Annotated in this window: 14 protein-coding genes; 13 read left to right on the top strand and 1 reads right to left on the bottom strand. The window is 42.2% G+C overall.

What is annotated here, in order from left to right; all coding sequences use genetic code 11:
• Positions 1 to 135: 135 nt before the first annotated feature.
• From FPZ44_RS11090 to FPZ44_RS11065, 6 genes are all read left to right on the top strand, one after another.
• A complete protein-coding gene (locus FPZ44_RS11090; RefSeq protein WP_144990136.1) occupies positions 136 to 318 on the top strand; it encodes a hypothetical protein in 183 nt (60 codons plus the stop codon).
• Between the two features lie 1,045 nt (positions 319 to 1,363).
• Positions 1,364 to 2,578 (top strand): macrolide family glycosyltransferase, encoded by a 1,215-nt coding sequence (locus FPZ44_RS11085; RefSeq protein ID WP_144990134.1) that lies wholly within the window; start codon positions 1,364 to 1,366, stop codon positions 2,576 to 2,578.
• 331 nt (positions 2,579 to 2,909) lie between these two features.
• Positions 2,910 to 4,121 carry a macrolide family glycosyltransferase gene (locus FPZ44_RS11080; RefSeq protein ID WP_144990132.1) on the top strand — a complete coding sequence of 404 codons (1,212 nt, stop codon included), beginning with the start codon at positions 2,910 to 2,912 and terminating at the stop codon, positions 4,119 to 4,121.
• A 257-nt stretch (positions 4,122 to 4,378) separates the two neighbouring features.
• Complete coding sequence (locus FPZ44_RS11075; RefSeq protein ID WP_144990130.1) at positions 4,379 to 5,587, top strand: macrolide family glycosyltransferase; 1,209 nt, start codon at positions 4,379 to 4,381, stop codon at positions 5,585 to 5,587.
• Positions 5,588 to 5,861: 274 nt separating this feature from the next.
• A complete protein-coding gene (locus FPZ44_RS11070) occupies positions 5,862 to 7,073 on the top strand; it encodes a macrolide family glycosyltransferase (RefSeq protein ID WP_144990128.1) in 1,212 nt (403 codons plus the stop codon).
• Positions 7,074 to 7,141: 68 nt separating this feature from the next.
• On the top strand, positions 7,142 to 7,345 hold the full coding sequence (locus FPZ44_RS11065; RefSeq protein WP_144990126.1) for a hypothetical protein: 204 nt from the start codon (positions 7,142 to 7,144) through the stop codon (positions 7,343 to 7,345).
• Between the two features lie 166 nt (positions 7,346 to 7,511).
• Here FPZ44_RS11065 and FPZ44_RS11060 read toward each other — a convergent pair whose 3' ends face one another.
• On the bottom strand, positions 7,512 to 8,990 hold the full coding sequence (locus FPZ44_RS11060; RefSeq protein WP_144990124.1) for an aldehyde dehydrogenase family protein: 1,479 nt from the start codon (positions 8,988 to 8,990) through the stop codon (positions 7,512 to 7,514).
• A gap of 243 nt (positions 8,991 to 9,233) precedes the next feature.
• Here FPZ44_RS11060 and FPZ44_RS11055 point away from each other — a divergent pair, with 243 nt between their 5' ends.
• From FPZ44_RS11055 to FPZ44_RS11025, 7 genes are all read left to right on the top strand, one after another.
• The gene (locus FPZ44_RS11055) at positions 9,234 to 9,581 is read left to right on the top strand and encodes a hypothetical protein (RefSeq protein ID WP_144990122.1); all 348 of its coding nucleotides are present in this window, start codon (positions 9,234 to 9,236) and stop codon (positions 9,579 to 9,581) included.
• Between the two features lie 164 nt (positions 9,582 to 9,745).
• Positions 9,746 to 10,171: a DMT family transporter gene (locus FPZ44_RS11050; RefSeq protein WP_144990120.1), complete on the top strand. Its 426-nt coding sequence runs from the start codon at positions 9,746 to 9,748 to the stop codon at positions 10,169 to 10,171.
• Positions 10,172 to 10,222: 51 nt separating this feature from the next.
• Positions 10,223 to 10,921, top strand: coding sequence for a Crp/Fnr family transcriptional regulator (locus FPZ44_RS11045; protein WP_144990118.1), 699 nt, complete (start codon positions 10,223 to 10,225; stop codon positions 10,919 to 10,921).
• Between the two features lie 49 nt (positions 10,922 to 10,970).
• Complete coding sequence (locus tag FPZ44_RS11040; protein WP_144990116.1) at positions 10,971 to 11,444, top strand: DMT family transporter; 474 nt, start codon at positions 10,971 to 10,973, stop codon at positions 11,442 to 11,444.
• A 61-nt stretch (positions 11,445 to 11,505) separates the two neighbouring features.
• Positions 11,506 to 12,219: a YjjG family noncanonical pyrimidine nucleotidase gene (locus FPZ44_RS11035; protein ID WP_144991797.1), complete on the top strand. Its 714-nt coding sequence runs from the start codon at positions 11,506 to 11,508 to the stop codon at positions 12,217 to 12,219.
• A 45-nt stretch (positions 12,220 to 12,264) separates the two neighbouring features.
• Positions 12,265 to 13,143 carry a protein kinase family protein gene (locus FPZ44_RS11030; protein WP_144990114.1) on the top strand — a complete coding sequence of 293 codons (879 nt, stop codon included), beginning with the start codon at positions 12,265 to 12,267 and terminating at the stop codon, positions 13,141 to 13,143.
• An 87-nt stretch (positions 13,144 to 13,230) separates the two neighbouring features.
• Positions 13,231 to 13,926 (top strand): aspartate/glutamate racemase family protein, encoded by a 696-nt coding sequence (locus FPZ44_RS11025; protein WP_144990112.1) that lies wholly within the window; start codon positions 13,231 to 13,233, stop codon positions 13,924 to 13,926.
• Positions 13,927 to 13,971 lie beyond the last annotated feature (45 nt).

Genomic DNA, 13,971 nt, shown 5'->3' with positions numbered 1-13,971 from the left:
ATACTACCATATCTTCATTGAACAAGTGAAACAGAGGCTAGGCGGGCTGCATTACGCAAAGTGTATAATGCACAGTGTTGATTTTGATGAAATTGCACGTTTTAAGACATAGGATGACTGGGAAGGTGCGGGGGAGTGTTTAGACGAAACAGCCAGAGCTCAACGGCGGGCAGGGGCGGCTTTATTTTAATCGTAGCCGATACCATGCACCAGGCCAACGAAGCAGTTGTGGAGAAGATTACAATTCTTGTCCTCCAAATTGCAGATGCAACTGCCAATCAGATTAAAAAGGCGGGTCTACAAAAGCTATGTTACTAGACACTATTTATGCGATGGAAGAAGATTTTTTGTTATCAGGGGAAGAGTTTTATGAAATAAACATTATCGTAACTGAAAAAGAAGACAGGGAAAGGTTCACCACATTATTTATAAAGAGTTATGCCGTGGTCAATTCAACACGTTGTTGAGGGACTGTAACCATTTCAACCAGATTATTTTCGGTCTGTACGGTGATAACAAAACCAATTCTAGCCGATTCTGGTTCTCACCCTGAAAGGCTGCAGCAAAAACGAGTATGATGAATCCGGACGTTATCCAACACCATCACGATTTTTCTGATTAGTTAGGCACAAAGGATCTATCGGAAAAAAGTTGAAAAAGTCTCGGCATTATATTGCTCATCTTCGGTCCAAAGAATCTAACCCGTTTCATAATTGTGTGTAGCCAGTAGTTTCACGCCCCGATAGTTTGCTGGTCGAGGGAATGATTCGCTATTCAGTCGGTTTGCCCAATTGGCAGCACCTTGAAGCGAGTATGTCAATTGAAATTCGCATTTGATGTACCTTCAAATGCAGCGTCCAGTTAAATTTGGAGGTAAACCGATCTCATGCGGAGAAATGCTTGATCACCGTATGTTTGAATTGCTCTTCCTGCTCGAACGTCAGCTGCCGCGGCGTATCAAGACTATCTTTTCATTTTTACCAATAATAGATGCATTTTTTCTATGTTTTACTCGCGAGTATATAGGATACGGCCTGGCAGGCTCAAACCTCTTCATTTGGTGTTTCGATAAATTCTTCCCCCGTCGGTTTCGGCTATCTACTACATTTCCACAACCGCTGGAGTTGTTTCCCTCCATTGTCGTGGGGGAGGCGATCTGAAGTTATATTGAAGTGGATTTTTCTGTAAATGGAGATTTGTGTTTTCGATTATTGGAAAGCTTGAACATATGCCCGAACTGATATATGCTCTAGGAGCGTCTTCAACATTGCTTATGGAAACGGGGTCTTGCTCACGTTATAGGATGCTCCTCAACTAGAATTACATAGTGAACTTGCCCCATAAATTAATGGAGGTGGAGTAAGTGGCACGGGTGTTATACGTAACTATTCCAGCAGAAGGTCATGTGAATCCAACATTAGGATTGGTGAAGCAGCTAGTCGACAACGGAGAAGAAGTTGTTTACATGAACGTAGAACCATTTCGACATAGGCTGGCCCAGACAGGGGCGGAATTCCGAGCCTATCCAATCAATGAACAACTATTTGTAGAACTTGGCCTTAGTCCAACCGAATATACACATCCACATCACCTCACCGAATTTGTACTCCGAGGCATGATTGAACCCATTATTCCAGAAGTGTTACGATTAATTGAAAATGATTCCTTTGATTACGTCATTGTTGATTCCTTATTTGGGTGGGGTGGGGCTATATTAGGAGAGAAGCTAGGTATCCCACTTATTTGCTCCGCTACAAACTTTGTATTTGATAAGCCTGTATCCCATGTTATTAAAATGAAAGAAGCAGACGATAACCTTGATGTTGAAGCTCTATGCGAGAGATTAACGGATACAGCGGAAAGGGTAGCGTTAGCATGCAATGTGGCTGTACCTACGTTAGATGATATTACTCGTCAGTATGGTCAACTGAAAGTCGTATTTACAAGCCGCTATTTCCAACCCGAATCGGAAAAGTATGACGATAGCTACATCTTTACCGGCCCTTCCATTTCACCGCGCCCTGATGATCCATTGTTTCCACTTGAACAACTTCGCTCGCAATATAATAAAGTCGTTTATATTTCCATGGGCAGCATTTTGAATAAAGATATCGAATTCTATAAACTTTGCTTTGAAGCATTTAAAGACATCCCGGCTCAATTTGTTTTAGCTTGCGGAAGAGATACAGATTTGTCCACGCTCGGAGAGGATATCCCTCATAATTTTATGATTAAGCCTTACGTTCCTCAGTTGGATATTCTTCAGCGAGCAGATGCTTTCATTACCCATGCAGGCATGAACAGTGCAAGCGAAGCTTTGTATTATAGTGTGCCGCTTGTCGCGATTCCACTAAGCTCAGATCAGCCAGCTGTAGCACAGCAGGCAGAGAAGTTAGGAGCCGCTATTACGTTAGACAAAGAGAAACTTACAACTGAAATGCTTAAATTGGCAGTGCTGAAAGTGTTAAATACTCCAATTTATAAACAGCGTGCGAAGATGGTTGCAGATTCTTTCCGAAGTGCTGGTGGATATCAAGAGGCTGCTGATCGTATTATGTCTCTATTTTCGAAAGTGTAACAAATAGAATCTTGTAAGCTACTATGAACCATTATTACTACTTCATGTCCAAGATAAAATAACAAGAAATGCTATATTTGATCATAACGGTGGCTGTCCCCTAATTGGGATGGCTATTCTATCTGTCAACAATTCCCATGCTAGAAAATGGAGCATGGAGAGCAATTCATAGTGATAAGCTTGATCATCGTTACAACCTGATCTATCATAATATGGTGACTATTTACATTGAAGTGCTAGAAAGATGGGAGACTTGCTCACGAATAGAATTGGTATTACAACATGATATGCAAAAGTGAACTTGCCCCATACATTGATGGAGGTGGAGTAAGTGGCACGCATACTGTATGTAAACATTCCTTCAGAAGGTCATGTTAATCCGACAATCGGATTAGTGAAGGAGCTAGTCGACAACGGAGAAGAAGTTGTTTATCTGTGCACGGAAGGTTATAGGAAGAGGATTCAACAGACTGGGGCGGAGTTTCGAACCTATCAAGTAAATGAAAATTTATTTGATGAACTTGGTTTTACGCCTACAGAAGCGAGGCATCCGCTTCAATTCGTCGATTTTATTCTCCGTGGCATTATTGAACCCCATGTCCCTGAAATATTGAGGCTTGTGCAGAATGAATCATTTGATTACTTTATTTATGATTCGATGTTCGGCTGGGGTGGATCTATTTTAGAAGAGAAACTTGGAATTCCAGCCATATGCTCAATTACACATTTTGTTTTTACGGAACCGCTGGAACTCGAAGAATCCGCAGATGCTCATGGCGACTTGGATATTGAAGCGCTGCATAAACAGACAACAAGTACGTTAGAGAGAATTGCCAATACGTATCAAGTTACCATTCCAGCAATTGAAGATGTATTTTTCCATCATGGCGTAAGTAAGCTAGTGTTTACGAGCCGCTATTTCCATCCAGATGCAGATAAGCTAGATGATAGCTTTATATTACCTGGACCTTCCCTTACTCCTCGTCATGACGCTCCTGAATTTCCATTTGAACTGCTTCGATCCCGATATGAGCAAGTCGCATACATTTCCATGGGCACTATAGTGAATAAAGATGTGGAATTTTACAAGCTCTGCTTCGAAGCCTTTCAGGATATTCCGGTTCAATTTGTATTATCTTGTGGCAAGGAGACTGACCTAGATCCAATCGGAGATTGTATCCCATCTAACTTCATTATCGAACCTTATGTTCCCCAATTAGAAATTTTGCAACGAGTGGATGCTTTTATCACTCATGCTGGTATGAATAGTACTAGTGAAGCGCTCTATTATGATGTGCCGCTTGTCACAATACCACTAACTTCGGATCAACCCATAGTGGCTAAGCGGGTAGAGGAGTTAGGAGCGGGAATTTATTTGGACAAGAATAGCCTTACTCCTGAAGGATTAAGATCCGCTTTGCTACAAGTGCTTCAAGAGGAGTCGTATAAAAAGCAGGCTAAACAAATCGGGGATTCCTTCCGCGAGGCTGGTGGCTATAAAGAAGCTGCCAATCGTTTGATGTCTTTATTTTTGAAAGTATAGCTGCACATCGTGAACATCTATGGCTGTCTCCTATTAAAAGGGAGATAGCCATTTTGCTTATATTCCTTTACATAAATGAGGCAATGACAGTGAGGAGCGTGATGAGGTTGATCGTTCCTTCAAGCTGATCTATCATAGTATGGTGGTCATTGCCATAATTGTATCTAGAAGCTGGGGACTTGCTCACGCATAGATTGAGAATTACAACTTCATAGGTAGAAGTGAACTTGCCCCGAAAATAATCGGAGGTGGAGTAAGTGGCACGCATACTGTATGTAAACGTTCCCTCAGAAGGTCACGTAAATCCGACATTAGGATTAGTGAAGCAGTTAGTTGAGAATGGTGAAGAAGTTGTCTACATGTGTACGGAGGAATATCGGAACAAGCTAGCGCAGACCGGAGCCCAATTCCTGCCGTATCAATTGAATGAGGAAATATTTAAAGAACTAGGTTTTAGTCCTACAGAAGTCAAACATCCACTGCAGTTCACTGAATTTATGTTACGCGGCATTATTCAGCCTCATATTCCTGAAATATTAAGGCTTGTAAAGAACGAATCTTTTGACTTCGTCCTATTTGACTCCATGTTTGGCTGGGGAGGTCATATTTTAGCAGAAAAGCTCGGTATTCCATCGATTTGCTCGATCACACATTTTGTTATCGCGAATGTACCAGATTTCGAAATGCCGTCTGATGCTATTGATTTGGACATGGATGCTTTACGTGACCGAATTACAAATGCTGCACAAGAAATAGGGGCCGAATACAACGTTGATGTTCCTTCTTTCGAAGAGGTCTCACGCCAAATCGGGCAATATAAGCTCATATTTACCAGCCGATATTTCCAACCTGACGCGGATAAGCTTGATAATAGCTTTATATTTACGGGCCCTTCCATTATACCTCGTCAAGATGCTCCTGATTTTCCTTTTGAGCAGCTTCGCTCCCGTTATGAGCAAGTCGTATACATTTCGATGGGTACGATTTTGAACAAAGACGTGGAATTTTACAAACTTTGCTTTGAAGCCTTTAAAGACATTCCAGCTCAATTTGTGTTGTCCTGTGGCAAAGACACGGATTTAGATCCGCTAGGCGATTGCATTCCTCATCATTTCATCATTGAGCCTTATGTTCCACAGTTGGAAATTTTACAGCGAGTGGATGCTTTTATTACACATGCGGGTATGAATAGTACAAGTGAGGCTTTGTATTATAATGTCCCACTTGTTATGATCCCATTAAGCTCCGATCAACCGGTTGTAGCGAAACGGGTAGAGGAGCTAGGAGCAGGGATTGCACTTGATAAAAATAACCTTACTCCTGAATTGTTGAAGGCTGCTTTGCTGAAAGTGCTAAATGAAGCTTCTTATAAAGAGAGCGCTAATCGAATCGGAGACTCTTTCCGGGATGCAGGTGGCTATCAAGAAGCTGCGAATCGCATTGTGTCATTGTTCTCAAAAGTTTAAAAGGTCTAATACTTTAAACGAAGGCTGCCTTCTAAGCGAGGGTGGCCGTTTTTAATTGCTAGATTGTGAACATTTTCGCAATATAACATAAATCAGTGCGCAAAATGGGGGTGATCATATTGCTTCATATATTCAACATCATTTATCATTGACATATGGAGATATTATCCAATGCAAGCATTTGAATGGTGGGGGCTTGATCACGTTATTAATGAAAGTTCAATAGGATGTGCAGATGTGAGCTTGCCTCATCAAAATTATGGAGGTGGAGTAAATGGCACGCATACTTTATGTTAACATTGCAGCAGAAGGTCACGTTAATCCTACATTAGGGCTTGTAAAGCAGCTTGTTGAAAACGGAGAAGAAGTCGTGTACATGTGTACAGAGGAGTTTCGCAATAAGATTACCTCTACTGGGGCCAAGTTTCTGCCGTACAAGTTAAATGAGCAGGCCCTTGCGGAGCTAGGATTTAGTCTGACAGATGTTAAGCACCCGCTCCAATTCACGGAATTTATGCTGCGTGGCTTTATCGAGCACAGTGTTCCGGATATTTTGAGGCTAACGAAAGATGAGTCCTTTGACTTCCTTATGTTTGACTCCATGTTCGGCTGGGGTGGTCATATTTTATCCGAGAAGCTGGGCATCCCATCCATTTGCTCACTTACACATTTTGTTGTTCCTACATTAGCAGTTCAAGAAATGCCGCCAATAGACCCAGGTGATTATGATGTTGCCGCTCTATGCGAAAGAATTATGAATGCTGCCCAGCAAGTCGCTGCGGAACTTCATGTTGATGTACCATCCTTTGAAGATATAGCTGGAATGATCGGTCAGCATAAAATTGTGTTCACAAGCCGTTACTTCCAACCCTACGCAGATTTGATTGACGATAGCTATGTATATACGGGCCCTTCCATTGCATCTCGTGAAGATGCTCCTCATTTCCCGCTCGAACAACTTCATTCCAACTATGAACAAGTCGTCTATATTTCCATGGGTACCATTTTAAATAAAGATATAGAGTTTTATAAACTTTGTTTTGAAGCCTTTAAAGATATCCCCGCTCAATTTGTACTGTCTTGCGGCAAAGATACCGATTTAAGCGAGATAAGCGACAGCATACCTCCTCAATTTATAATTGAACCGTATGTCCCGCAATTGGAAGTTCTTCAGCATGCAGATGCTTTTATTACACATGCTGGCATGAATAGTACAAGTGAAGGGCTCTATTACAATGTTCCACTTGTTATGCTTCCCTTAAGTGCAGATCAGCCATATGTGGCAGCTCGGGTTCAAGAATTAGGAGCAGGAATCATGCTAGACAAGGGCAGTCTTACACCTGAGATCTTAAAGTCCGCTTTGCTCCAAGTACTAAACGATGCGTCTTATAAAGAGAACGCTAAGAAGATCGGGGATTCTTTCCGTGAAGCTGGTGGTCACCATGCAGCTGCGAAGCATGTCATGTCTTTATTTTCTAAAGTATAAATAGGAGCAAGGAGTCCATCCTAATGTACGGAATCTAATTTACTTCATGGAAGGATGGATCTGCGAATATGACACAAACACATTCCAGCAATCAAGTATCCAAAGCAGAAGTACAATCTACGAAATTAAATAAGTTTCCAGGCGTAAATATTGAAGAGACACAATCCGAGTTTGCTTCGGAATTGTCTGCACAGGGTACAGCTCAAGGCATTTCTCAGGGTGCACAAGGGGCATCCGCTCATATTGCACCTGCGACAGCAGACGAGGATTGAGCTGTTCATTGCAGTTAATTAGAAATAAAGTTAGCAATTAAACGTCGACAACCTGAATAGGCATTAATCATTTTCATGAGCAAAGGGCTTTCCCATGTGGGAGAGCCCTTTTTAGAAATTTCAGAATATAGAAATATAGTGTTTCTTTTGTCTAGTGCTTGGCTTGCTATTGAAGATTGATCCACACTGTTTTGACTTCGGTGTAGTTATCTAAAGCATAGGAGCCCATTTCACGACCTAAGCCTGACTGCTTGTAGCCTCCAAATGGAGCAGCAGCATCGAAAACATTGTAGCAGTTTACCCATACGGTACCGACTTTTAGCTTAGCGGCCATTTCATGTGCGCGCTTAAGATCTTGTGTCCATACACCTGCCGCCAGACCATAGTCAGAGCGATTTGCTTGCTCAACTAAGTCATCCAGTGTATCGTATGGCATCGCTGCAACTACAGGACCGAATATTTCTTCACGAGCGATTGTCATAGATGGATCTACATTTGCAAAAATAGTAGGTTCCACAAAGTATCCGTGCTCATACGGAACTCTTCCTCCTGTAAGCAACTCCGCACCTTCAGAACGCCCCTTATCAATAAAGTGCTGAACCGTTGCGTGCTGCTCTGCCGAGACGAGCGGCCCCATCTCCGTCTTTACATTCAGCCCTGAGCCTAGCTTGATTTTCCTTGCAGCAGTTACCAGTTCAGACACAACGTTGTCATATTGCTTCTTCTGAACAAAGAGCCGGGACCCTGCCGAACAAACTTGGCCTTGGTTGAACATAATGCCTTGTAAGGCGCCTGGAATTGCTTTTGTGAGATCAGCATCTGGGAAAATAATATTAGGTGATTTACCACCAAGTTCAAGCGTAACTTTTTTTACTGTATCTGCCGCACTTCTCATAATGAGCTTGCCTACAGAAGTGGATCCTGTAAATGCGATCTTATCGACTTGTGGGTGACGAACCAGCGGAGCTCCAGCCGTCTCTCCAAAGCCTGGAATGACGTTGATAACGCCTTTAGGAAAGCCAGCTTCATGCGCCAAGTGTGCTAAGTACAGCGCGGATAACGGTGTCTGCTCAGCAGGCTTTAATACAACCGTACAGCCAGTTGCAAGCGCAGCTCCTAACTTCCAAGCAGCCATGAGGAGCGGGAAGTTCCACGGAATAATTTGCCCAACAACCCCAACCGCCTCATGTCTAGTATACGTATGGAATTGGTTACTTGTTGGTATCGTTTGACCAGTCATTTTCGTTGCCCAGCCTGCGTAGTAACGGAAATGCTCAATCGTGAGCGGAATATCTGCAGCCGTTGTTTCACGAATCGGCTTACCGTTATCCAACGTTTCTAATTGAGCGAGTTCTTGCTTATTTTCCTCAATTAAATCCGCAAGCTTATAAATCAAGCGGCTGCGATCAGCAGGCTTCAGGCGGGACCATTCACCGTGATCGAATGCTTCTCGCGCTGCCTTTACCGCTCTGTCCACGTCTTCTTCTTGAGCTTCGTAAATTGTAGCGAGAACATCGCCAGTAGCGGGGTTTACAGAGGTAAATGTTTTTTGTTGTGCAGATTCCACCCATTCACCGTTTATGTAGAGCTTCTTCGTGCCTTGTAAAAAGGATTGCAGTTTTGGACTGATTGTCAGTTGTTCCATAATATCCTTCGCTCCTTATCAAAAAGAATTCATTCGAACGAATAGGCTTGTTTTCAGGAAAGACCTACATCCATACTTATTAATTGTTCAAATGAATTTAGAACGAAAATAACGTAATATTTTACTAAATCATGGACATACGAATTACGTTTACATAAAAATTGACCAAGAGTTACCCATGCATGTGCTTCGACTTAAACCTGCTTTCTTGGCATACATATGTAGGCAAGGAGCGTGAATATAGTGGACCAGAAAGTACAGCGATATTATGAATTGAAGCAGCAGCAGAAGGAAATCGAACAACAATTGTCGGAATTACGAAGTGAAATCGTAAGCCACTGCTCGGAACGGCATGCTTCCGAATTGGAATTCGATCAGTACAAGGTGAAGATCGTTCACCAAGAAAGAAAAGAATATGATGATAACAAGCTTTATACAGCAGTTGTTGATCCTAGTGTTTGGCGTATGCTATCAAAAGCCGATCCTTCCAAAATTGCAAGTCTCATTAAACTAAACTTTATTTCAGAAGATAAGATCAAAGATACGTATTCGATTAAAAAGATCTCGCTGCTCCAAGTGGATAAAAAGTAGGCTAACGTGATGATAATGTAGCTCCCTTTCCGCTAAAGAGTGGATAGGGATTTTTTTGTTTGCGGCTAGCTACTTGTTTTTTTTTCAGTTGAGGACATATGTCCTACCTCCTTTGCGCCGATCTCCTTTTAAATAGAATCAAAACCAAGTGGGGGAAATGGAGCATGCGAGGGATCATATTTGCAATTGCAGGGGGAGCTTTAATTACGCTGCAAGGTGTGGCTAATGCTCGTATTAGCCAAGACATTGGCAGTTGGCAAGCGGCTAGCATTACGCAGCTTACAGGATTTATAACGGCATTGCTTATTTTCCTTATTGTCCGTGATGGGAAATGGCAGAACTTTAAACAAGTAAAGCCTCTATATGTAACAGGCGGTGCTTTAGCAGCACTTATCATTTTCGGAAATATTACGGCGATGGAGCAAATTGGCGTTACGATGACGGTATCCGCCGTTCTCATCGCACAGCTTGGTATAACTTTTCTAATCGATAGTACAGGGGCGTTCGGTGTAGTGAAGCAGAAAATGAGGCTGCCGCAGTTTATCGGAATCGGCATGATGATAACGGGCGTTATTCTTCTCGGAATTTGATAAAATAAAGGAGACGACATTGATAGATAAGGGTGGGGGCGGATTAACACGATGCAAGAGGCGAAGGATCGAGAGCAGCTTGAGCATTATTTGCAGGCATATCAATTGAAAGCTATTTTTAATGAATCGTTACTGCCGCATTTATCGCTGTTTCATTTTAAACAAGGCGAGTCTATTTGCACTCAAGGGGAATCCTCGCACTATTTGTATATCCTTGTTAAAGGAAAAATAAAAGTATATACGACCTCAGCAGAAGGGAAAGCGCTTATTCTGTCTTTCAAAACACCGCTGGAAGTGATCGGGGATATTGAATATTTGCGTAATATTGATTTTATCAATACGGTCGAGGCAGTTTCTCCGGTCAGTATGATTGCTATCCATCATCGTTGGCTGCGAAAATATGGGCAGGATTATGCGCCGCTGCTGAATTTTTTACTCGACATTATTACGAAAAAGTTTTGCGTGAAATCGAATTCGATGAGTTTTAATTTGATGTATCCAGTTGAAGTGAGATTGGCCAGTTATTTGTTGTCCATTTCTTCTGATGAATCTGGCTATCTGTTTAATGGTCAACTGGGAACGATCAGTTTAAAAGATGCTGCGAACTTGGTAGGAACAAGTTACCGCCATTTGAATCGGGTCATTCAGCAGTTTTGTGCGGAAGGGTTAGTGGAGCGGAATAAGGGTGGCATTTTGATAAAAAATCGTGATGGACTGCGTGCGCTAGCAAGCGAGAGTATTTATGAGTAACCTGTTTTTATTTGATAGAAAAATAGGTTGAAAGCAGGAGGGTTGTACCATGATCGTAGGAATCATACTGGCATTGTTTGCTGGTTCATTGGTTGGTCTGCAAACTATATTTAATAATAAAGTGAATGAACATATGGGCTCATGGGCTACGACAACGTTAGTATTGGGTATGGGGTTTCTTGCTTCCTTCTTGATCGGCCTATTCGTTGAAGGTACGGGTCTGTTTACCTTGCACAATATGCAGCGATGGTACTGGTTTAGCGGTATGATAGGAGTAGGTGTTGTTATTAGTATCGTGAAAGGAGTTAAGCAGCTTGGGCCGACGTATGCGATCTCGATCGTATTAACTTCACAATTGGCATTTGCGTTATTATTTGATTCACTTGGCTGGTTCGGACTTGAGCAAGTTCCTTTTACCTTTAAACAGCTGCTCGGCGTGTTGATTATCGTTGGTGGCATTTTAGTATTTAAATTAAGCGGTGGGACGGAAAAGGATCAGAAACAGGTTGCCAAAGCGGTCTAACCCCATTTTTATAGAAATAGTTTGTAATTGTTTATAGCCAGTGGGAGATGGAGAGATCATGTTGAAAATGTATAGGACTTTATTATTTGATGTAGATGATACGTTGTTGGATTTCGGTGCAGCTGAAAGATTAGCGCTTCGCTTACTGTTTGAAGGGCAGAACGTTGTGTTAACGAATGAAATCGAAGCGAAGTATAAAGTAATGAATCAGCAATTGTGGCGTTCTTTTGAGGAAGGGAAAATAGATCGAGATGAGGTTGTAAATACTCGATTCTCGCGCTTATTTCAGGAATGCGGGCAGGAAGTAGATGGGGCTTTGTTAGAACAAAAATATCGCGGATACCTGGAAGAAGGACATCAGCTTATTGACGGGGCGCTAGCGTTGATAACCAATTTGCACCGTACATTTGACCTTTATATTGTGACGAACGGAGTATCTAAAACGCAGTATAGACGGTTGCATGATTCGGGGCTGCTGCCTTATTTCAAATCTATTTTTGTATCTGAGGACACAGGATACCAGAAGCCAATGAAGGAATACTTCAAATTTGTGCACGATCGAATCCCTGAATTTGATAGAGAGCACACTTTAATCATTGGAGATTCGTTAAGCGCGGACATAAGAGGCGGGCAGCTTGCAGGTTTGGACACATGCTGGTTCAATCCAAGTATGAAGCCGATTGAGATGGATATGGTACCTACTTATCAGATCCAGAAACTAGAAGAGCTCTATTCTATTTTGCGTGTAGAAAGAGATTCGGCAGTTGGCATTTAGTTCAGTGAATGGAATAATATTTTTTATAATTCGAGGAGGAAACGTATGGGAAATAATCTAGTTACTGTTACATTAGATGAGGTTGAATTTCAATTACAGAACGAGCATGATTTTGGGTGGTTAAGTAAACTGGGGCGAGTATTTAAGGTGTTCGATAAACAGGATTCTGGCAATATTAGCTTTGGCGTTGAACGGAACGGTGAAAAAATATTCGTTAAATATGCGGGTGCCCAGACTGAGCATTATTCGGGGATTACAGATACGGCAGTAGCTAGTTTGAAGGCAGCCATTCATTTGTACGAGAAATTGCGTCATCCGACCTTGATTAGACTAATCGATCATTTTGAAGTGGGTTCAGGCTATGCGGCCATATTCGAATGGGTCGAAGGCGAATCGCTGCATCCGCATTGGGCTTTTCCTCCGCCTGCAAAATACACGCATCCAGACTCGCCGTGCTATCGATTTAAGCAGCTGCCAGTAGAAACGAGACTAGCTTCATTAGAACGAATCTTTGATTTCCATGTTCATGTGGAGGCAAGCGGATATGTAGCTGTGGATTTCTATGACGGAAGCCTTCTCTATAACTTTACAACGAACGAGATGAAAATTTGCGATATTGATTATTATCAAAAGAAGCCTTTAATCAATAAGATGGGCAAGTTCTACGGTTCGAAACGATTTATGTCACCTGAGGAATTTACATTAGGGGCACCTATTGATGAACGCACGAATGTGTTTACGATGGGAGCAATGGCATTCGCGTTACTTGGTGGTGAACTAGATCGTTCTTTCTCAAAGTGGGATGCTGGAAAACTGCTGCATGAGGTTGCAGTTCGTGCTGTAAATGAGGATCGGGAGCTTAGATTTGCTAGTGTTGCGGCGTTCAAGGCAGCTTGGGATCATGCGATAAAATACGTTGACTAGTCCAGAATTTTCTGTAATAGTAACGAAAACCACCTAGATTAGATTTGGTTGTAGAACGAATGCTCAGAGTGGATGGAGGGGCTATACATGAAAACGATTGGACTCATTGGCGGGATGAGCTGGGAGTCTTCCGCGCTTTATTACCGTATCTTTAATGAAGAAGTAAAGGTACGGCTAGGCGGATTACACTCAGCAAAATGTTTGATGTACAGCGTTGATTTTGATGAAATTGCTCGTTTTCAAGTAAACGGTGATTGGGAAGGAGCAGGCGAGCTTTTAGGAAATGCCGCACAAGGATTGGAGCGAGCAGGCGCAGATTTTATTGTAATCGGTGCCAATACGATGCACAAAGTTATTGCCTCAGTAGAAGCCAAACTGTCTATTCCTGTCTTACATATTGCCGATGCAACCGCTAATCAAATTCAACAAGCCAACTTCCAGACTGTAGGCTTACTCGGTACCATGTATACGATGGAGCAAGATTTTGTGAAATCACGGGTAGAGTCGCATGGAATTAAAGTTATCGTACCTGAGAAAGAAGAGCGGGAAGCTGTTCATCGCGTTATTTATGAAGAACTGTGCCGTGGGGAATTTAAGGAGTCGTCAAAGCAGTACTATATCGATGTGATGAAACAGCTAATCGAAGACGGCGCAGAGGGAATTATATTGGGCTGTACAGAAATTGGATTGCTAGTAAAGGCCGATGATATAGATATTCCACTATTTGACACTGCGATTATACATGCTTTAGAATCTGTAAAAATGGCATTGGAAGTAGAATAGAAAGGCAGCTAGTACTGGATGAAAATGATGCTCATTTTATACGGA

Origin of the sequence: Paenibacillus agilis (assembly GCF_007786455.1) — a bacterium.
Classification (GTDB): Bacteria; Bacillota; Bacilli; order Paenibacillales; family Paenibacillaceae; genus Paenibacillus_B; species Paenibacillus_B agilis.
Note: the sequence above shows the minus strand (reverse complement) of the source record. Positions and strands in the feature narration are given on the sequence as shown.